The organism is Mycobacterium sp. NPDC050551, from assembly GCF_040674075.1.
In the GTDB taxonomy this organism is placed as follows: Bacteria; Actinomycetota; Actinomycetes; order Mycobacteriales; family Mycobacteriaceae; genus Mycobacterium.
The window spans coordinates 196,026-214,017 of record NZ_JBFARC010000005.1 but is presented as its reverse complement, the minus strand read 5'-3'; the positions used below and the strand labels follow the sequence as shown (position 1 = coordinate 214,017).

Genomic DNA, 17,992 nt, shown 5'->3' with positions numbered 1-17,992 from the left:
CTGAGTGACCGGCCACCGGCCACCCCCGCCCGCATCAGTCTCTTCGTCGGCAAGGGGGGAGTGGGCAAGTCGACGCTGGCCACGGCGACCGCTGTGCGCGACGCGCGGGCCGGCATGCGGGTGCTCATCGTCTCCACCGATCAGGCCCACTCCACCGGCGACGTGCTCGGCACCGTCGTGGTGCCGACCGGGCGCCGCGAGCCCACCAGGGTGCCGGCCGAACTGGAGACCGGGGACCTCGCCGACGGCGGCGGATTCCTCGATGCGCTGGCGCTCGACACCCTCGCTCTGCTGAGTGAGCGCTGGCGCGAGGTGGCCGCGCCGATCGCCGCCAGGTTTCCCGACTCGGACCTCGCGGAGCTCGCCCCCGAGGAACTCTCCGCACTGCCGGGCGTCCAGGAGGTGCTCGGCCTGCACGAGGTCGGCCAGCTGGCCGCCGAGGGCACCTGGGATCACGTCGTGGTGGACTGCGCCTCGACGGCCGACGCCCTGCGGATGCTCACCCTGCCCGCCACCTTCGGCCTCTACCTGGAACGGGCCTGGCCCCGCCACCGCAGGCTGTCCACCGGAGCCGACGACGCGGCGACCGCCGCGGTCATCGCGCTGGTCGAGCGCATCGACGCCGCCACCCGTGAGCTGACATCGCTGCTGGCCGACGGTGCCCGGGTCGGCGCACATCTGGTGCTGACCGCCGAACGGGTGGTGGCCGCCGAGGCGGTGCGCACCCTCGGATCGCTGGCGATGATGGGGGTGCGGGTCGCGGAGCTGATCGTCAACCAGTACCTGGTGCGCGACGACTCCTTCGAGTACCGCAATCTGCCCGAGCACCCGGCGTTCGAGTGGTACGCGGCGCGGATCGGCGAGCAGAAGGCGGTGCTCACCGAACTCGACGCGGCCGTCGGCGATGTCGCGCTCGTGCTCGTCCCGCACCTGCCCGGCGAGCCGATCGGGCCGAAGGCGCTCGCCGAACTGCTCGACGGCGCCCGGCGCCGCGACGGGTCACCACCACCGGGGCCGCTGCGGCCGGTGGTGGACCGGGAATCAGGCAGCGGCCTCGAAGCGGTGTATCGACTGCGGCTAGAGTTGCCAGCGGTCGACTCCGCCGGACTGTCGTTGGGCCGGGTCGACGATGACCTGATCATCGGCGCAGGCGGTATGCGGCGCCGCGTACGGCTGGCATCGGTCCTGCGGCGGTGCATCGTGACCGATGCGCAGCTGCGGGGGCATGAGCTGACGGTGCGATTCCGACCCAATCCGGAGGTGTGGCCGGCGTGAGTGACTCCGACACCGACGCCGGTGCCGCCGGGGGGCGACACCAGAACCTGGCGCCCGAACTGCGGGCACTCGCCCAAGCCGTCCTCGACCGCCTCGATCCTGCCGTGCGGCTGCTGGCCGCGCGGGCGGCGTCGAGCGGATCGCCGGGTGCCTGCCAGCAGGTCTGGTGCCCGGTCTGCGCACTCGCGGCGCTGGTCAGCGGCGAGGAGCATCCACTTCTGAGCGTGATCGCCGAGCACAGCACCGCGTTGCTGACGGTGGTGCGCGCCGTGGTGGAGGACATGGGCCCGCCGCAGGATCCCGACCGGCCCCCGCCGCCGGGTTCGGCGCCGCAGGGGCCGCCCGCGGACCCGCCCGGCCCCGGTCGCTATCAGCACATCCCCGTCACCGTCGAGGAGTGACGTCCCGTGCTGTGGTCCGTTCCACAGTGCCTGGGTAAAGTTGTCGCCGAGCACCGTCAGGTGCGTCCGATGGGGAGGATCCATGTGGTATTGGCTCTTTAAGTACGTCTTCATGGGCCCGCTGCTGTCGCTGCTCGGACGCCCGAAAGTCGAAGGGCTCGAGCATGTTCCGACGTCCGGCGCGTGCATCCTGGCCAGCAATCACCTGGCGGTGGCGGACAGCTTCTACAAGTGCCTCGTGGTCAAGCGTCGCATCACCTATCTGGCCAAGGCCGAGTACTTCACCGGCACCGGGCTGAAGGGCTGGTTCCAGCGCTGGTTCTACACCGCCGCCGGTCAGGTGCCGATCGACCGCACCGACGCCGACGCCGCCAAGGACGCTCTCAGCGCCGCAGTGCGGATACTCAACGACGGCAAGGTGCTCGGCATGTACCCGGAGGGCACCCGCTCACCGGACGGCCGGCTCTACAAGGGCAAGACCGGGCTGGCCCGGGTCGCGCTCGAGACCGGCATCCCCGTCATCCCGGTCGCGTTGATCGGCACCGACGTGGTCAACCCGCCCGGCAGCAAGATGTGGCACTTCGGACGCGTGCAGGTGAAGTTCGGCAAGCCGATGGACTTCACCCGGTTCGAGGGCCTGGCGGGTAACCGGTTCATCGAGCGGGCCGTCATCGACGAGGTGATGTACGAGCTGATGCAGCTGGGCGGCCAGGAGTACGTCGACCTCTACGCGGCCGACGTCAAGGAGGGCGGCAAGGAGGTCGGAGCCGACACCGACACCCCGCCCGCCGACCGCATCCCCGAGGCCGCTGCGGGCTGACTCCGCTGCCGGCCGACTCAGCTGGCGGCCGGAACCGGCGTCGCGTCGGGTGTCGACCCGGCCCGGTCCGCCGTCGACACACGCACCATGCCCGTCACCACGATGACCGCCAACGCCCACCACACGTAGGACCCGCCGGCCAACTGGCGCCACAGTGACGCCGCGGCCTCGCGGTGCGCAGGCATCAGGGTGATCGGCGTCCACACCACCAGCGCCACCCCTGCCACCGACACCGCGGCCAGCGCGAGCGACCGGCGACGCGCGGCCGTCACACCGGTGGCCAGCACTGCGGGCAACACCCACACCCAGTGGTGGGACCACGACACGGGCGACACCACCAGCCCGAACATCGCCACGCAGATCAGGGCGAGCACCGGTTCACCGGCCCGCAGCAGCCGCCGCGCCGCCCACACCGTCAGCCCGAGCACGGCGAAGCAGCACGCCGTCCACACCGCGAACCGGACCTCCTCGCCGAGGCCGATCCGGGCCAGCGCACCCGCGATGTTCTGGTTGGTGTTCAGTGTCGCCGAGCCGATCCGGTCGGTGTTGCGCACCGTCTCGGTCCAGTACTCGATCGAATCCCGCCAGGCCAGCACGAATCCCGCCAGGGTGGCCGCGGCGACCGACGCCGCGGCGGTGATCAGAGCGCGGGTGTCGCGGCGCAGCAGGAAGTACAGCAGGAACACCGCCGGCGTCAGCTTGAGCGCGATCGCCAGGCCGACCAGCATGCCGCGCGGCCACGGGGTGCGTCGCGGCACGCAGTCGGCGATCACCAGCGTCATCAGCACGACGTTGATCTGCCCGAAGTCGAAATTCGCCCGGATCGGTTCGAGGTAGACGACCGCGGGCGCCACCAGGGCGGCCGCCAGCCACGCCCTGCGCAGCCACGCCGGCTCCGGCGTCACGGCGGTGTGCGGCCACACGTCGAGGCGGGTGAGCAGGATCGTGGTCGACACGATCAGCAGCACCAGCGTGGTGGCGGTGATCGCCATGCTCGCCGCGGACAGCGACAGCCAGGCGAACGGGGCGAACGCGATGGCGGCCAGCGGCGGGTAGGTGAACGGCAGGTCGAGCCCGCCCTTGGTGGCGAACATCGCCCCGTCGGCGTACAGCGGCCTGCCGTCGAGCCAGGCCCGGCCGCCCATCCGGTAGACGTCGACGTCGATGCGGTAGGGGACGTGGCCGAGCAGCCGCCATGCGGCCCAGCCCAGGGCGGCGAGGGTCGACAATTGGAACAGCCGCCACGCGATGGTGGGCGCCAGACCAGCCCCACCGGGCGACTGCCGAGTACTCATGTCGCCGATCAGACTATCGGTGGGCGACGACGCGCCGGGAAGCCATGCCGGACCCGACGCCGAATTCGGCCTGCAGGTCGGCGTAAGTTTTCTGCGTGCACGTGACCTTCGATCTGGACTTTCTCACCGCGGGAGTCACCCGGGACCGCCTTCCCCTGGTGTGTTGTCTGGTCGCGTTCATCCTCACGTTCTTCGTGACGCGCACGATCGTGCGCTACATCCGGCGCAACGCCGACAGCGATGCGCCCCGCAAGTGGTGGCAACCGCGCAACATCTCCACTGGTGGGAGCGGGTTGCACATTCACCACGTGGTGATCGGCGTGATCCTGGTCATGGTCTCCGGCCTGGCGATGGTGACGTTGGCGGTGAACGGCGGAGTAGCCGAATTCACCGCCGCGGCCATCGGCTTCGGGGTCGGCGCGGCGCTGGTGCTCGACGAGTTCGCGCTGATCCTGCACCTGTCCGACGTCTATTGGTCCGAGGACGGCCGCACGTCGGTCGATGCCGTGTTCGCCGCGGTGGCGGTGGCCGGGCTGCTGGTGGTGGGGTTCAACCCGCTGTCGTTCTTCGACGTCGGCATCTGGCGCGACGACCACTCCCTGGCGGCGCGGGCGTCGGTGATCGCGATCGCGGTGCTGACCCTGGCTCTGGCGGTGATCGTGCTGTTCAAGGGCAAGGTGTGGACCGGCCTGGTGGGCATGTTCATCACCCCGCTGCTGATCGTCGGCGCCATCCGGCTCTCCCGGCCGCACGCCCCGTGGGCACGGTGGCGCTACACCAACCGGCCGCGCAAGATGCACCGCGCCCTCGAGCGCGAGCGCCGGCTGCGCCGGCCGGTGGTGCAGGCCAAGCTGTGGTTGCAGCACGTCGTCGCCGGTGAACCGCAGTTCCCCGAGGACGCCAAGGTCGACGCCGAACTCGACCGCGAGATCCACGCCGCCCCGGCGCCGGGACCCGGTCCGGCGATCGCGCCCGCACGCGACCGTGACCGCGGGCGGGTCGCCTGATGCGGTACTTCTACGACACCGAGTTCATCGACAACGGCCGCACCATCGAGCTCATCTCGATCGGTGTCGCAGCCGAGGATGGCCGCGAATACTACGCCATCTCAACGGAATTCGATCCGGACCGGGCCGGCAGCTGGGTGCGCAAGAACGTGCTGCCCAAGCTGCCGTCGCCGGCGTCGCCGCTGTGGCGCTCGAGGAGGCAGATCCGCACCGAGCTCGAGGACTTCTTCGGCATCGACGGCGACGACACCATCGAGCTGTGGGCGTGGGTCGGCGCCTACGACCACGTGGTGCTCTGCCAGCTGTGGGGACCGATGACCAGCCTGCCGCCGGCGATGCCGCGATTCACCCGCGAATTGCGGCAGTTCTGGGAGGAACGCGGGTCACCGCGGATGCCGCCCCGGCCACGTGACGCCCATGATGCGCTGGTCGACGCGCGGCACAACCTGCTGCGCTTCCAGACGATGACCGGCCTCGACCGTCGTCCGCCGAGCTGACCTGCAGTCGACTGCGTAAATTCCGATGCGCCGCCCAGTTACCATGAATGGGTGAACTGGACCGTCGACGTACCCATCGACCAGCTCCCAGACCTGCCGCCGCTGCCCGAGGACCTGCGGCGACGGCTCGACGCCGCGCTGGCCCGCCCGGCCGTCCAGCAACCCAGCTGGGATCCCGCCACGGCCAAGGCGATGCGGACGGTGCTGGAGAGTGTTCCGCCGATCACCGTGCCGTCGGAGATCGAGCGGCTCAAGAGCCTGCTCGCCGACGTCGCGCGCGGTGAGGCGTTCCTGCTGCAGGGCGGTGACTGCGCGGAGACGTTCGCCGACAACACCGAGCCGCACATCCGCGCCAACATCCGCACGCTCCTACAGATGGCGGTGGTGCTGACCTACGGCGCCAGCATGCCCGTGATCAAGGTGGCCCGCATCGCGGGCCAGTACGCCAAGCCGCGGTCGGCCGACATCGACGCGCTGGGACTGCGGTCCTACCGCGGCGACATGGTCAACGGCTTCGCCCCCGACGCGGCGCTGCGGGAGCACGACCCGTCGCGGCTGGTCCGCGCCTACGCCAATGCCAGCGCCGCGATGAACCTGGTGCGGGCGCTGACCTCGGGCGGCCTGGCGTCGCTGGACCTGGTGCACGACTGGAACCGCGAGTTCGTCCGCACCTCGCGCGCCGGTGCCCGCTACGAGGCGCTGGCCGGCGAGATCGACCGCGGCCTGCGGTTCATGAACGCCTGCGGCGTCAACGACCCGAACCTGCAGACCGCCGAGATCTACGCCAGCCACGAGGCCCTGGTGCTCGACTACGAGCGGGCGATGCTGCGGTTGTCCACCGACTTCCCGGCCGGCCAGCCCGAACCGCGGCTCTACGACCTGTCCGCGCACTACGTGTGGATCGGCGAGCGCACCCGCCAGCTCGACGGCGCCCACATCGGCCTGGTCGAGACGATCGCCAACCCGATCGGCGTCAAGCTCGGCCCGACCACCACGCCGGAGATGGCCGTCGAGTACGTCGAGCGGCTGGACCCGCACAACGAGCCCGGCCGGCTGACACTGGTCACCCGGATGGGCAATCACAAGGTGCGCGACCTGCTCCCGCCGATCATCGAGAAGGTGCAGGCCACGGGCCACCGAGTGATCTGGCAGTGCGACCCGATGCACGGCAACACCCACGAGTCGTCCACCGGCTACAAGACCCGGCACTTCGATCGCATCGTCGACGAGGTGCAGGGATTCTTCGAGGTGCACCGGGCGCTGGGCACCCATCCGGGCGGCATCCACGTCGAGATCACCGGCGAGGACGTCACCGAATGCCTCGGTGGCGCGCAGGACATCTCCGACACCGACCTCGCCGGCCGCTACGAGACCGCGTGCGACCCGCGACTGAACACTCAGCAGAGCCTGGAGCTGGCGTTCCTCGTGGCGGAGATGCTGCGCGACTAGAGCAGCCCGGGCAGATTGGTGCCCAGTGTCCAGGCGGCGGTGCCGAGCAGGCCGGTGAGCGTGAGCACCGCGATCACCCAGAACAGCAGCGTCCGCCGGGCCCGCTGCCGCGCCCAGTAGAACTCGTCGATCGGGATACCGGCGAAATGGTCGGCCGCCGAGGGATATTCGTCGTCGCGGCTCGGTTCGGCGGGCCAGTCGTCGGGGCCGCGGGTGAGTTCGCGGGTGGGCTGACGCGGCGGCGCGGGCGTGGCGGCGGCGACCGGCGCACGGGTGTGCGCCCGGGTGGCCGACGCGTGCGCCGCCGAATTCCTGGCGACGGGCACCCGGAAGGCCGGCAGTCGCAGTTCGTCGGCGATGTCGGCGAGGTCGTCGCCCATGTCCTGGGCGTCGGCGTACCGCTGTGCGGGGTCGCGTGATGTGGCCCGCAGGACCAGGTCGTCGAACTGCGGCGGCACGCCCGCGATCACCGAACTCGGCGGTGCGACGTCATGGTCCATCCGCTGGTAGGCCACCGCCAGTGCGGTGTCGCCGCTGAACGGGGTGTCTCCGGTGAGCAACTCGTAGGCGAGCACACCCACGGCGTAGACGTCGCTGCGCGGACCGGAGTCACCGGAGGCGACCTGTTCGGGCGACAGGTAGGCCGCGGTGCCGAGAATGACGCTGGTCGAGGTGATCTTCGCCTCGGCAAGGGCACGGACCAGGCCGAAGTCGGCGATCTTGACCTCGCCGTCGTCGGAGATCAGTACGTTCTCCGGTTTGACGTCGCGGTGCACCAGACCGGCGCGGTGGGCGACGGCCAGCCCGGACAACACCGGCGCCAGCACCGCGGCCGCGGCGTGCGGGGGCATCGGACCGCGTTCGCGCAGCAGTTCGCGAAGCGTGCCGCCCTCGACGAGCTCCATCACCAGGAACGGGTGGCCGCGGTCGATGCCCTGGTCGTACACGGCGACCAGGCCGTCGCCCTTCAGCCGCGCGACGGCTCGGGCCTCCCGCTGGAACCGGGTCAGGAAGTGCTGATCGCCCGCGTAGCGGGCCTCCATCACCTTCAGCGCCACCGGCCGGTCCAGTCGCTCGTCCAGGCCGCGGTAGACCGTCGACATGCCGCCGGCGGCGATCGGCGCGTCGACGCGGTAGCGCCCGTCCAGCACGGTGCCGACGAGCGGATCCGGATGCTGGGGGTAGGGCTCCACCGAACACATGTTACGAGTCGCGTTTGGCCCTAGACTCGATGCCGTGAGCAGCATTCCGGCCGCTGACGATGTGTTGGAGCGCGACGAGGCCGTCTACGACCTGCCCGCCGTCGCATCGATGCTCGGCATTCCGGTGACCAAAGTCCATCAGCACCTGCGCGAGGGCCACCTCATCGGTGTCCGCCGTGGCGGCACCGTGGTGGTGCCGAAACTGTTCTTCGACGACTCCGGCCAAGTGATCAAGCCACTGCCCGGGCTGCTGGTGGTGATGCGCGACGGCGGGTACCGCGACACCGAGATCGTGCGGTGGTTGTTCACCCCGGACCCGTCGTTGACGATCAGCCGCGACGGCAGCACCGAGCGGCAGACCAATGCGCGACCAGTGGACGCGCTGCGCTCACATCAGGCACGCGAGGTGGTGCGCCGCGCCCAGGCGATGGCGTACTGACCCGGCCGCCGGTCCGGGTGATAGAGCGAATACCAGGCCACCGCAGCGCATGCCGTGGCGAGCAGCACGTGGGCCCACGAGTACATGCCGTGCGCGCCGTCGGGTTTGAAGATCACCATGATCCACGTCGAGAACCCGGCGATGAGCGCGATGGCGGGCCGGCTCTGCGCCAGCGCGGCCACCACGGCGAGCGGCCAGGTGTAATACCAGGGCAGGGCGGCGGGCACGAACAGCACCACCACGCCCATCACCGCGGCGATGCCGATCAGCGCCTCGCGGTCGGTGTGGCGGAACCGCCACCACAGCAGCGGAAGTGAGATCGCGATGACCGCGATGCCGATGATGCGGGTGACGTCGAGCACGGCGTAGAAGTTCACCGGCAGGAACAGTCCGCCGATCACGTTGACCAGTTGGGCCGCCGCGGTCGGCAGGGTGAGCCAGTTGATGATCTTCACCGATCCGGCCAGCGCGGTCAGCCAGCCGAGGCCGACGCCGGCCAGGGCGGACACCACGGCGAACACGGCGACGAAGACGGCGCACGACGCGGCGGTGGCAGCGGCGAAGGCACGCAGCGGCCGGTACCCGCGACGCTCCTGCAGTTGACGCATCCACACCCACACCATGAACGGAAGTGCCAGTCCGCCGGTCGCCTTGACCGCCACCGCGAGCGCGATGAGGCCCACGCCCCAGACCGGCCGGCCACCGAAGGTCAGCGCGATGCCTGCCACCATCAGTCCGACCATCAGCATCTCGTTGTGCACGCCACCCATCAGGTGGATGATCACCAGCGGGTTCAGCACGCAGATCCACAGCGCCGCCGCGCCGTTGGCGCCGACGTGGCGGGCCACCCGCGGTGCAGCCCAGATCAGAAGTGCCAGTCCCGGCAGCATGCACAGCCGCAGCAGCATGGTGCCTGCGATGACGTCGTCGCCGACGAGCATGGTGACGAACTTGGCGATCAGGATGAAGGCCGGTCCGTACGGTGCGGTGGTGGTGGTCCAGATCGGACTCACGTTGTCCAGCAGCGGGTTCGGATTCTCGATCGGGCCCACCAGGTACGGGTCGAAGCCGTCGCGCAGCAGCGCGCCCTGCGCCAGGTAGGAGTAGGTGTCGCGGCTGAAGACCGGCACGCTCAACAGCAGCGGGGCGATCCAGAAGCCCGTGGTCGCCACCATCGTGTACTCGGTTGCGGTCCGGTCGATCACCCGCCGCCCCAGCCACAGCCACGCGATCAGCATCACCGCCACCCCGCCCCACAGCAGCAGCGAGGACAGCACCAGGCCGTGCCCGAAGCGCAGCCACGACAGGTGCAGTGACTCCAGCAGCGGGTCGTGCAGCCTCGTGCTGCCCGCGCCCAGCGCGCCGATGGTGATCAGCGCGGCGCCCAGGCAGCCCAGCAGGGCCGGCCGTGCCGCACCCGACGAGGCGAAGGCGGCCAGCCGCGACAGATGCTGCGCCACAGGTGTTCTCGGAGTTCCGGTTTCGGTCGTCATGCTGTCAGGCGGACCGGTTGGCGGCCGATCTCGCGAGTTCGGCCAGTCCGGCCTTGGCGCGCGCATCGATCGGCGCGGCGGCCAGTCGCTCCAGTGAGCGCCGGGTGAGCAGTTCGATGCGCTCCTCGACCGCGGCCAACGCACCGACGGACTCGATGACCTGACACAGCTCGCGCACCTGCGCATCGGTGAGCTGGGTGCCGATCGACGTCCTCAGCAGTTTGGCCGCGACCGGGTCGGTGCGCTCGGCCAGCTCGACGGCCTCGGCGACCAGCACCGTGCGCTTGCCCGAGCGCAGGTCGTCGCCGGAGGGCTTGCCGGTGACGGCGGGGTCGCCGAACACCCCGAGCACGTCGTCGCGGAGCTGGAAGGCTATCCCGAGGTCGGTGCCCACCTCGTGGAAGATCGTCTGCACGTCGGGACGGTCCGCTGCCGCGGCGGCACCCATCTGCAGCGGCCGCGAGACGGTGTAGGACGCCGTCTTGTAGGTGTTCACGGTCATCGCCGAGGCCACCGAGTCGGCGCCGCCGGCTTCGGCGACGATGTCGAGGAACTGCCCGCCGAGCACCTCGGTGCGGATGTCGGCCCACACCCGTTGTACCCGCCGGTGCGCGTCGTGCGGGAGATCGGCGGTGGCGACGATGTCGTCGGCCCACACCAGCGCGAGATCGCCGAGCAGGATCGCCGCAGACAGGCCGAACTGCTCGGCGGACCCGTGCCAGTTCTGCCCGCGGTGCCGCTCGGCGAACAGCCGGTGCACGGTCGGCAGGCCGCGTCGCGTCGCCGACGCGTCGATGACGTCGTCGTGGACCAGGGCGCAGGCGTGCAGCAGTTCAAGGGCGGCGAAGAGCCGGAGGATCCCGGGGTCGGCGTCCCGGCCGGCCACCGCGCGCCAGCCCCAGTAGGCGAACGCCGGTCGTACCCGTTTGCCTCCGCGCAGGACGAATTCCTCCAGCGCGGCGGTCACTTCTGCGTACTCCGGGCCGATGTAGGCGCTGTCCCGGCGGCGGTCCCGGAGATAGTCCCGCAGTTGGTCGGTGACGGCACGGGCCAGCTCGACGGCTGACGGTGCCGCGGCATCCACGCTCAGCGGGCACCCCTTTCTCACGTGCTGATCTCGCCCCCGAGTGCACTAAGAGTAGAGCGTGTCGGGGGTTTCCCGGCAAGCCAGGCGCACGCGGGCCGCGGCGCGCCGGTCATGCGTCCTTCGCCGGCTCCTCGCCGAAGCGGGGGGAGCGGTCGCGGCTCGTCCAGGCCAGCGCGCCGACGATGCCGGCAACCAGTATCGACGCCAGGCCGAGCCAGATCGCGGCGCCGGTGAACGAGCGGGCGCTCGGGTCGGTGTAGCGGGCCTGGGCGTTCATCGTGGTCACCACTCCGGGGCGGAGTTTCCACTCGACGATCTCCGCGCTGAGCTGGTCGCCGTTGGTCGAGGTCACCTCGCCGGGGAAGGACACCGAGAGCGACACGTCGGCCTCGGGATCGCTGAGCGAGGTCAGGTCGACGCGGCCCTCGAGGATCACCAGGTCGCCCGCGCGGCGCAGGGAGATGTCGACGCCGGCCGCGTCGCGGTTCATGTTCGCCAACTGGGGGAGTTCGGCGAAGGTGAGGTCGGAGAACACCGCCTGCGAGCCCACGTAGTCGTCTCGCTCGTACTCGGTGACCGCCACCTTCGTCGCGAACGGCAGGCTGTTGAGCAGCTGCGGGCCCTTGTCGTTCTCGTCGCGGGGCTTGGCGGCGGCGACGATCTGCCCCGACACCCGGTCGTCCGGCGACACCGTGATGGACGCACGCACACGCACGCACCCCACCATCATCGGCAGCATCAGCACCAGCAGGGCCAGTACCAGCAGACGGGTTCGGCGTTTTGCGGACGGGCGGGCGCGCACCCGGTCATCGTGCCAGACCGGGCGTTGCCCAGTGGCCCGACGGGCGGACTAGAGCGGCAGAGCGCGCCCGAGGATGGCGAACGGGCGGGGATCGCCGGCGAAGTGGTAGCCGCGGATCACGTCGGCGAAGCCCAGCCTGCGGTAGAGCCGCCAGGCCCGGTTCGCCTCGCCGCTGGTCTCCGGCGTGGACAGCAGCACGTGGTCTTCGGTGCGGTCCGCGAGCAACCGCCTGGCCAGCGCCTCGCCGAGGCCCCGGCCCTGTGCCGCGGGGTCGATGTGCAGCTCGGTGAGCTCGAAATAGCTGGTCATCAGCTCGGCGATGCGCGAATGCTCGGCTCCGACCCGCTGTAACCCGGCGACCACCTGCTGCTGCCACCACTGGTCCGGGGCGCCGCAGTACCCGTAGGCCACCCCCAGCAGCGGTGCGGCCTGCAGCTCGTCGAGGGGAGGCTCCGCCGCACCGTCGGGCGTCTCGACCACGGCCACCGCCTTCCAGCCGTGCCTGCGGGTGTGTTCGAGCCACATGGACGCCCGCTGCTCCTCGGTGCCGCGCGGGTAGTGCATCGCGTCCACGTACACGCTGAGCGCGTCGGGAAGGCGGCGTGCCATGTCGTCGGGCGACAGATCGATCAGAAATGTCGCCAATGTGTCGCCTCTCCAGGGTGCTCTACCGTCGCCTCCATTATCCGGGGCGAGGTGGTGGCGTCCCAATGGCGGTGCACGTCATACAATCGTGCGACGAACTAGGTGGTACGGCTCAGATCGACCTCGTATCATGACTGTTAGGTGTCCGTGAATGCGGGCATGCATGACTTTGAACACCGTGACCGGCCGTACCGGCGAGGAGGGACGTATGCCACTCTCCGATCATGAGCAGCGCATGCTCGATCAGATCGAGAGCGCGCTGTATGCCGAGGACCCCAAGTTCGCCTCGAGCGTCCGGGGTGGAACGCTGCGTGCGCCCTCGGCCCGCCGCCGATTGCAGGGCGCGGCGCTCTTCGTGGTCGGTCTGGGCCTTCTGGTCTGCGGGGTCGCGATCAAGGCCACCATGATCGGCACGTTCCCGATCCTCTCGGTGATCGGCTTCGTGCTGATGTTCGCCGGCGTGGTGTTCGCGATCACCGGCCCGCGGGTGACCGGCTCGCGGGACCGTTCGGCGCCCGAGGCGTCGTCGCGGTCGACGAAGAAGCACAAGGGCTCGGGCAACTCGTTCACCAGCCGGATGGAGGATCGCTTCCGCCGTCGCTTCGACGAGTAGCCGAGTCTTCGGTTTCACAGGGGTAGCCCGGATGCGGGCTACCCCTTTTTCATGTCTGTGGACGATTTCGCGACACGCCGCTCCCGGTTGCCGCCCGTGTCGCGCCCCACTCCGCCCCACCTTCTCTTGTGGCTGCGCTGAGCTGCTCTGATACCCGATCGAGCCCGGTCCGAGGCATCCGCCGGCCACCCGCAATGTGCCCTCGTGGGTCAGTGGTGGGGAATTCGTCGAGCTCGCCCGCACTAGATGGAGCAAAGTGGGGGATTGTGGGGTAAAGTGGCATGCATCGGAGCGAGGCGGGAGGTGGCCGGATGTTTCTGGGCACCTACACGCCGAAGCTCGACGACAAGGGGCGGCTCACACTTCCCGCCAAGTTCCGCGACGCACTGGCAGGAGGGCTGATGGTGACCAAGAGTCAGGACCACAGCCTGGCGGTCTACCCGCGGGACGAATTCGAGAAGCTCGCACGGCGGGCGTCGCAGGCGTCGCGGTCCAATCCCGAGGCGCGTGCATTCCTGCGCAACCTGGCCGCCGCCACCGACGAACAGCATCCCGACGCGCAAGGCCGGATCACCCTGTCGGCCGACCATCGCCGCTACGCGAACCTCTCCAAGGAGTGCGTGGTGATCGGTTCGGTCGACTATCTGGAGATCTGGGACGCCCAAGCCTGGCAGGAGTACCAGCAGACCCACGAAGAGAACTTCTCCGCGGCAACCGATGAAACTCTGCGCGACATCATCTGAGTCCCCCGCGGGCCGGGGACACCACCCGGCCTTCGGTCCGCATGTCGCCCGTGCATCGTGGCCTCTGTCCGATCCGGCCCTGGCGTACTTCCCCGACGCCAGGTCCGCGCTCTCGGGCAGGGACCTCGATGCAGGGGTGCTCTATCCACAGAACGGTTCTTCGGGGGTGGCGATGGAACACGTCCCGGTCCTGCTGGACCGCTGTGTCGAACTGCTGATGCCGGCGCTGACCCGCCGCGGCGCCGACGGCGCGGGCGCGGTGCTCGTCGACGCCACCCTCGGCGCCGGTGGACACTCCGAGCGCTTCCTCTCACTGCTGCCCGAGCTGCGCGTGATCGGCCTCGACCGCGACTCGGACGCCCTGGCGATCGCCGGCGAACGGCTCGCCCCGTTCGGCGACCGGGTCCACCTGGTGCGCACCCGTTACGACGGCATCGCCGACGCCCTGACCGGATCCGGCTCGTGGGCGGCGGACGTCCGCGGCTTCCTGTTCGACCTCGGCGTCTCGTCGATGCAGCTCGACCGTCCGGAACGGGGTTTCTCCTACTCCGCCGACGCCCCTCTGGACATGCGGATGGATGCCGACGCCCCGCTGACCGCGGCCGAGGTGCTCAACACCTGGGACGAGAAGGCCCTGGCCCGGGTGCTGCGCGAGTTCGGCGAAGAACGGTTCGCCGGCCGGATCGCCAAGTTCGTCGTACGTCGCCGCGCCCGCGCGCCGTTCACCAGCACGGGCGAGTTGGTGGAACTGCTCTACGAAGCCATCCCGGCCCCTGCCCGTCGCACCGGAGGTCATCCCGCCAAGCGGACATTCCAGGCGCTGCGCATCGCGGTCAACGGCGAACTGGACTCGCTGCGCGACGCCCTGCCCGCCGCGCTCGACGCGCTGGACGCCGGCGGGCGGATCGTGGTGATGGCCTACCAGTCCCTGGAGGACCGCATCGTCAAGACCCGGTTCGCAGAGGCCACCGCATCGCGCACACCGCCGGGTCTGCCTGTCGAATTACCAGGCCACGGGCCGGAATTCGTCGCACTGACGCGTGGCGCCGAGCGTGCCGCCCCCGAGGAGATCGAGCGCAATCCGCGCAGCGCCCCGGTGCGCCTGCGCGCGCTGGAGAAGGTTGCCGGAAGGGAAGTGGCATGAAGGTGAAGCGAAACGCAGTCGACCGCGGCGCCGATCGGCGGCGTACTGCCCGGCAACCGGTCCGTGGCGGCGGTCGCCGCCCGGTCGACACGCCGTCGCGCCGGGGCAGGCCCACCCGCGAGCGCGGGCCCCAGCGGTCCGCACCGCAGACCGGACCCGTCGCCCGGCCGGCCAAGCCGTCCTCCGGCGCGGTCGCCGTACCCGCACGGCCGAAGAACGCCAGCCAGGCCAAGGCCCGCGCCAAGGCGCGCAAGGCCAAGGCCCCGAAAGTCATTCGGCCCCCGCTGCGGCAACGGCTGCTGGTCAGGCTCGCCGAGATCGAGCTGAACCCGCGGACCCTGGTCGCCCGGGTGCCGTTCGTGGTGCTGGTCATCGGGGCACTGGGAATGGGCCTCGGTATCACGCTGTGGCTGTCCACCGGCGCCGCCGAGCGGTCCTATCAACTGGGTGCGGCCCGCGAGACCAACCAGGCGCTGCTCCAGCAGAAGGAGGCGCTCGAGCGCGACGTGCTGGAGGCGCAGGCAGCACCCGCGCTGGCCGAGGCGGCCCGCGGTCTGGGCATGATCCCGTCGCGCGACACCGCTCACCTCGTCCAGGATCCTGCGGGCAACTGGGTGGTCGTCGGCACACCGAAACCGGCCGAGGGCGTCCCGCCGCCACCGCTGAACGCTCCGCTGCCCGACGACACGCCGACGCCGCAACCGCCTCCCGCGCCGCGAGTGGTCGATCCTCGTGAGGTGACTGTTCGGATGCCCGACCGCACCGGCCTGCCCGGATCGCCCGCAGCGACGCCTGCCGTTCCGCTCGGAACTGCACCGCACGGCACCGCGGACGGACCGCCCGCGTCGCCCGGACCGGCTCTGCCGCTGCCCGCCGCGGGTGCGCCGGTCGCGCCTGACGCGGCGCCGCTGGCCGTCGCGCCGCCGCCGGCCGCCGCGCCCGCCCCGGCGCCGCTGCCTGTCCCCGGCCTGCCGCTGCTGCCGGGCCCTGCGCCCGACCAGGTGGCCCCGGAAGCGGTCGCCGCCGCGGCACCGCCTCCTCTTGCCACCCCGCAGGCACCGCCCGCGCCCGGTCCGGCCACGGGCGCCGAGCAGTTCACCCCTGTCGCCGCACCGCTGCCCGGACCCCAGGCATGAGCCGCGACGCCGGACGGCGCCGTCCTGCCCGGCCGAACGCCAAGCCCCGACGGGGTGCGGCGCCTTCGGCCGAACACTCGGCACGCGCCCGGCGTACGCGGGAGACCTCGGTCGAAACCGGCCTGCGCAGTTCGTCATTCACGTTCCGGCACCGCGGCGGCATGGCGGTGATCTTCGTGCTGCTGCTCGTCGCGGCCGGGCAGTTGTTCAGCTTGCAGGTACCGCGGGCCGAAGGGCTGCGCGCCGAGGCCGCCGGCCAGCTCAAGGTGACCGATGTGGAGAAGGCGGTGCGCGGCAGCATCGTCGACCGCAATAGCGACAAACTGGCGTTCACCATCGAGGCGCGGGCGTTGACGTTCCAGCCGGTGAAGGTGCGCAAGGAGCTGGAAGAGGCCTTCACGAAGAATTCGGCCGAAACGGTGCAGGCGCCGGACCCCCAGCGCCGGCTGCGCGACATCGCGACCGAGGTGGCGGCCCGGCTCGGCAACAAGCCCGACATGAAGACGGTGCTGAAGAAGCTGCGCAGCAACGAGTCGTTCGTGTATCTGGCCCGCGCGGTCGACCCGTCCGTGGCCGACGCGATCACCGCGAAGTTCCCCGAGGTCGGCACCGAGCGCCAGGATCTCCGCCAGTATCCGGGCGGATCGCTGGCGGCCAACATCGTCGGCGGCATCGACTGGGACGGCCACGGGCTGCTCGGACTCGAGGACTCGCTGGACGCGGTGCTGGCCGGCACCGACGGCTCGATCACCTACGATCGCGGTTCCGACGGTGTGGTCATCCCCGGCAGCTACCGCAACCGGCACGACTCGGTGGACGGCTCGACGGTGATGCTGACGATCGACGACGACATCCAGTTCCACGTCCAGCAGCAGGTGCAGCAGGCCAAGGACGCCTCCGGCGCCAAGAACGTCTCCGCCGTGGTGCTGGACGCGAAAACCGGTGAAGTGCTGGCGATGTCGAACGACAACACGTTCGACCCGTCGCAGGACATCGGCCGTCAGGAGCACAAGCAGAACGGCAACCTGTCGGTCTCCTCGCCGTTCGAACCCGGCTCGGTGAACAAGATCGTGACCGCGGCGTCGGCGATCGAGTACGGGCTGACGAATCCCGACGAGGTCCTGCAGGTGCCCGGATCCATCGACATGGGCGGCGTCACGGTCGGTGACGCGTGGAAGCACGGGGTGATGCCGTACACCACCACCGGCGTGTTCGGGAAGTCCTCCAACGTCGGGACACTGATGCTGGCCCAGCGCGTCGGGCCGGAACGCTACGCCGACATGCTGCGCCGGTTCGGCCTAGGCCAGCGCTCCGGAGTCGGCCTGCCCGGCGAGAGCGCCGGCCTGGTGCCGCCGATCGACCAGTGGTCGGGCAGCTCCTTCGCCAACCTGCCCATCGGACAGGGCCTTTCGATGACCCTGCTGCAGATGACCGGCATGTATCAGACCATCGCCAACGACGGCGTGCGAATCCCGCCCCGGATCATCAAGGGCACCGTCGCGGCCGACGGCAGCCGCACCGACGAACCGCGCCCGGAGGGGATCAAGGTGGTCTCACCGGAGACCGCGCGCACGGTGCGCAACATGTTCCGCGCCGTCGTCCAGCGCGACCCGATGGGCACCCAGCAGGGCACCGGTCCGGCGGCCGCGGTGGAGGGCTACCAGATCGCCGGCAAGACCGGCACCGCCCAGCAGATCAACCCCGCCTGCGGCTGCTACTACAGCGACGTCTACTGGATCACCTTCGCAGGCATGGCGCCCGTCGACGACCCGCGCTACGTCGTGGGCGTGATGATGGACGCTCCGCACCGCGCGGCCGACGGCACGCCGGGTTCCTCGGCCGCCCCGCTGTTCCACAACATCGCATCGTGGCTGCTGCAGCGCGACAACGTGCCCCTCTCACCGGACCCCGGCCCGCCGCTCACGCTGCAGGCGAGCTGACCTG

Annotated in this window: 18 protein-coding genes; 12 read left to right on the top strand and 6 right to left on the bottom strand. The window is 70.5% G+C overall.

Translation table 11 applies throughout. The features are described 5' to 3' along the window. The 3 genes from AB0K11_RS20895 to AB0K11_RS20885 all read left to right on the top strand — a co-directional run bounded on the left by AB0K11_RS20895 (position 1) and on the right by AB0K11_RS20885 (position 2,496). Complete coding sequence (locus tag AB0K11_RS20895) at positions 1 to 1,275, top strand: ArsA family ATPase (RefSeq protein ID WP_364981854.1); 1,275 nt, start codon at positions 1 to 3, stop codon at positions 1,273 to 1,275. Next, a complete protein-coding gene (locus AB0K11_RS20890) occupies positions 1,272 to 1,676 on the top strand; it encodes a hypothetical protein (protein WP_364981148.1) in 405 nt (134 codons plus the stop codon). The genes AB0K11_RS20895 and AB0K11_RS20890 overlap by 4 nt, the downstream gene beginning before the upstream one ends. 82 nt (positions 1,677 to 1,758) lie before the next feature. Continuing rightward, positions 1,759 to 2,496 (top strand): lysophospholipid acyltransferase family protein, encoded by a 738-nt coding sequence (locus AB0K11_RS20885; RefSeq protein ID WP_364981145.1) that lies wholly within the window; start codon positions 1,759 to 1,761, stop codon positions 2,494 to 2,496. Between the two features lie 17 nt (positions 2,497 to 2,513). On the opposite strand, the gene AB0K11_RS20880 is transcribed toward AB0K11_RS20885, so the two are convergent. Beyond that, positions 2,514 to 3,791, bottom strand: a complete 1,278-nt coding sequence (locus AB0K11_RS20880) for a glycosyltransferase 87 family protein (RefSeq protein WP_364981142.1) — start codon at positions 3,789 to 3,791, stop codon at positions 2,514 to 2,516. 95 nt (positions 3,792 to 3,886) lie between these two features. On the opposite strand from AB0K11_RS20880, the gene AB0K11_RS20875 reads away from it, so the two are divergent. From AB0K11_RS20875 to AB0K11_RS20865, 3 genes are read left to right on the top strand one after another with little or no spacing between them, the layout of a single operon-like run. Continuing rightward, positions 3,887 to 4,798 (top strand): hypothetical protein, encoded by a 912-nt coding sequence (locus AB0K11_RS20875; RefSeq protein WP_364981139.1) that lies wholly within the window; start codon positions 3,887 to 3,889, stop codon positions 4,796 to 4,798. Then, positions 4,798 to 5,295, top strand: a complete 498-nt coding sequence (locus tag AB0K11_RS20870) for a polyadenylate-specific 3'-exoribonuclease AS (RefSeq protein ID WP_364981136.1) — start codon at positions 4,798 to 4,800, stop codon at positions 5,293 to 5,295. Before AB0K11_RS20875 ends, AB0K11_RS20870 begins: the two co-directional genes overlap by 1 nt. A 51-nt stretch (positions 5,296 to 5,346) precedes the next feature. Further along, the gene (locus tag AB0K11_RS20865; RefSeq protein WP_364981133.1) at positions 5,347 to 6,744 is read left to right on the top strand and encodes a class II 3-deoxy-7-phosphoheptulonate synthase; all 1,398 of its coding nucleotides are present in this window, start codon (positions 5,347 to 5,349) and stop codon (positions 6,742 to 6,744) included. Here the strand turns inward: AB0K11_RS20865 and AB0K11_RS20860 are convergent. Then, positions 6,741 to 7,946 (bottom strand): protein kinase, encoded by a 1,206-nt coding sequence (locus AB0K11_RS20860; RefSeq protein ID WP_364981130.1) that lies wholly within the window; start codon positions 7,944 to 7,946, stop codon positions 6,741 to 6,743. The two genes, AB0K11_RS20865 and AB0K11_RS20860, sit on opposite strands and share 4 nt — an antisense overlap. 34 nt (positions 7,947 to 7,980) lie before the next feature. Here AB0K11_RS20860 and AB0K11_RS20855 point away from each other — a divergent pair, with 34 nt between their 5' ends. Then, positions 7,981 to 8,385, top strand: coding sequence for an Rv2175c family DNA-binding protein (locus AB0K11_RS20855; protein WP_364981127.1), 405 nt, complete (start codon positions 7,981 to 7,983; stop codon positions 8,383 to 8,385). Here the strand turns inward: AB0K11_RS20855 and AB0K11_RS20850 are convergent. From AB0K11_RS20850 to AB0K11_RS20835, 4 genes are all read right to left on the bottom strand, one after another. Further along, a complete protein-coding gene (locus AB0K11_RS20850; protein ID WP_364981124.1) occupies positions 8,340 to 9,878 on the bottom strand; it encodes an alpha-(1->6)-mannopyranosyltransferase A in 1,539 nt (512 codons plus the stop codon). The genes AB0K11_RS20855 and AB0K11_RS20850 overlap by 46 nt on opposite strands. 4 nt (positions 9,879 to 9,882) lie before the next feature. Next, entirely contained in the window at positions 9,883 to 10,962 is a 1,080-nt protein-coding gene (gene idsA2, locus AB0K11_RS20845) for a bifunctional (2E,6E)-farnesyl/geranyl diphosphate synthase (RefSeq protein ID WP_364981121.1), read from the bottom strand. 112 nt (positions 10,963 to 11,074) lie between these two features. Beyond that, positions 11,075 to 11,704, bottom strand: a complete 630-nt coding sequence (locus AB0K11_RS20840) for a DUF3153 domain-containing protein (protein WP_364981851.1) — start codon at positions 11,702 to 11,704, stop codon at positions 11,075 to 11,077. Between the two features lie 111 nt (positions 11,705 to 11,815). Beyond that, positions 11,816 to 12,412, bottom strand: a complete 597-nt coding sequence (locus AB0K11_RS20835; protein ID WP_364981118.1) for an N-acetyltransferase — start codon at positions 12,410 to 12,412, stop codon at positions 11,816 to 11,818. A gap of 208 nt (positions 12,413 to 12,620) precedes the next feature. Here AB0K11_RS20835 and AB0K11_RS20830 point away from each other — a divergent pair, with 208 nt between their 5' ends. From AB0K11_RS20830 to AB0K11_RS20810, 5 genes are all read left to right on the top strand, one after another. Then, complete coding sequence (locus AB0K11_RS20830; RefSeq protein ID WP_364981115.1) at positions 12,621 to 13,025, top strand: DUF3040 domain-containing protein; 405 nt, start codon at positions 12,621 to 12,623, stop codon at positions 13,023 to 13,025. Between the two features lie 311 nt (positions 13,026 to 13,336). Then, positions 13,337 to 13,768: a division/cell wall cluster transcriptional repressor MraZ gene (gene mraZ / locus AB0K11_RS20825; RefSeq protein ID WP_018599516.1), complete on the top strand. Its 432-nt coding sequence runs from the start codon at positions 13,337 to 13,339 to the stop codon at positions 13,766 to 13,768. A 172-nt stretch (positions 13,769 to 13,940) separates the two neighbouring features. Next, complete coding sequence (gene rsmH / locus AB0K11_RS20820) at positions 13,941 to 14,912, top strand: 16S rRNA (cytosine(1402)-N(4))-methyltransferase RsmH (RefSeq protein WP_364981111.1); 972 nt, start codon at positions 13,941 to 13,943, stop codon at positions 14,910 to 14,912. Further along, complete coding sequence (locus AB0K11_RS20815) at positions 14,909 to 16,048, top strand: hypothetical protein (protein WP_364981109.1); 1,140 nt, start codon at positions 14,909 to 14,911, stop codon at positions 16,046 to 16,048. The genes rsmH and AB0K11_RS20815 overlap by 4 nt, the downstream gene beginning before the upstream one ends. Further along, positions 16,045 to 17,988, top strand: a complete 1,944-nt coding sequence (locus AB0K11_RS20810; protein ID WP_364981107.1) for a penicillin-binding protein 2 — start codon at positions 16,045 to 16,047, stop codon at positions 17,986 to 17,988. Before AB0K11_RS20815 ends, AB0K11_RS20810 begins: the two co-directional genes overlap by 4 nt. Positions 17,989 to 17,992 lie beyond the last annotated feature (4 nt).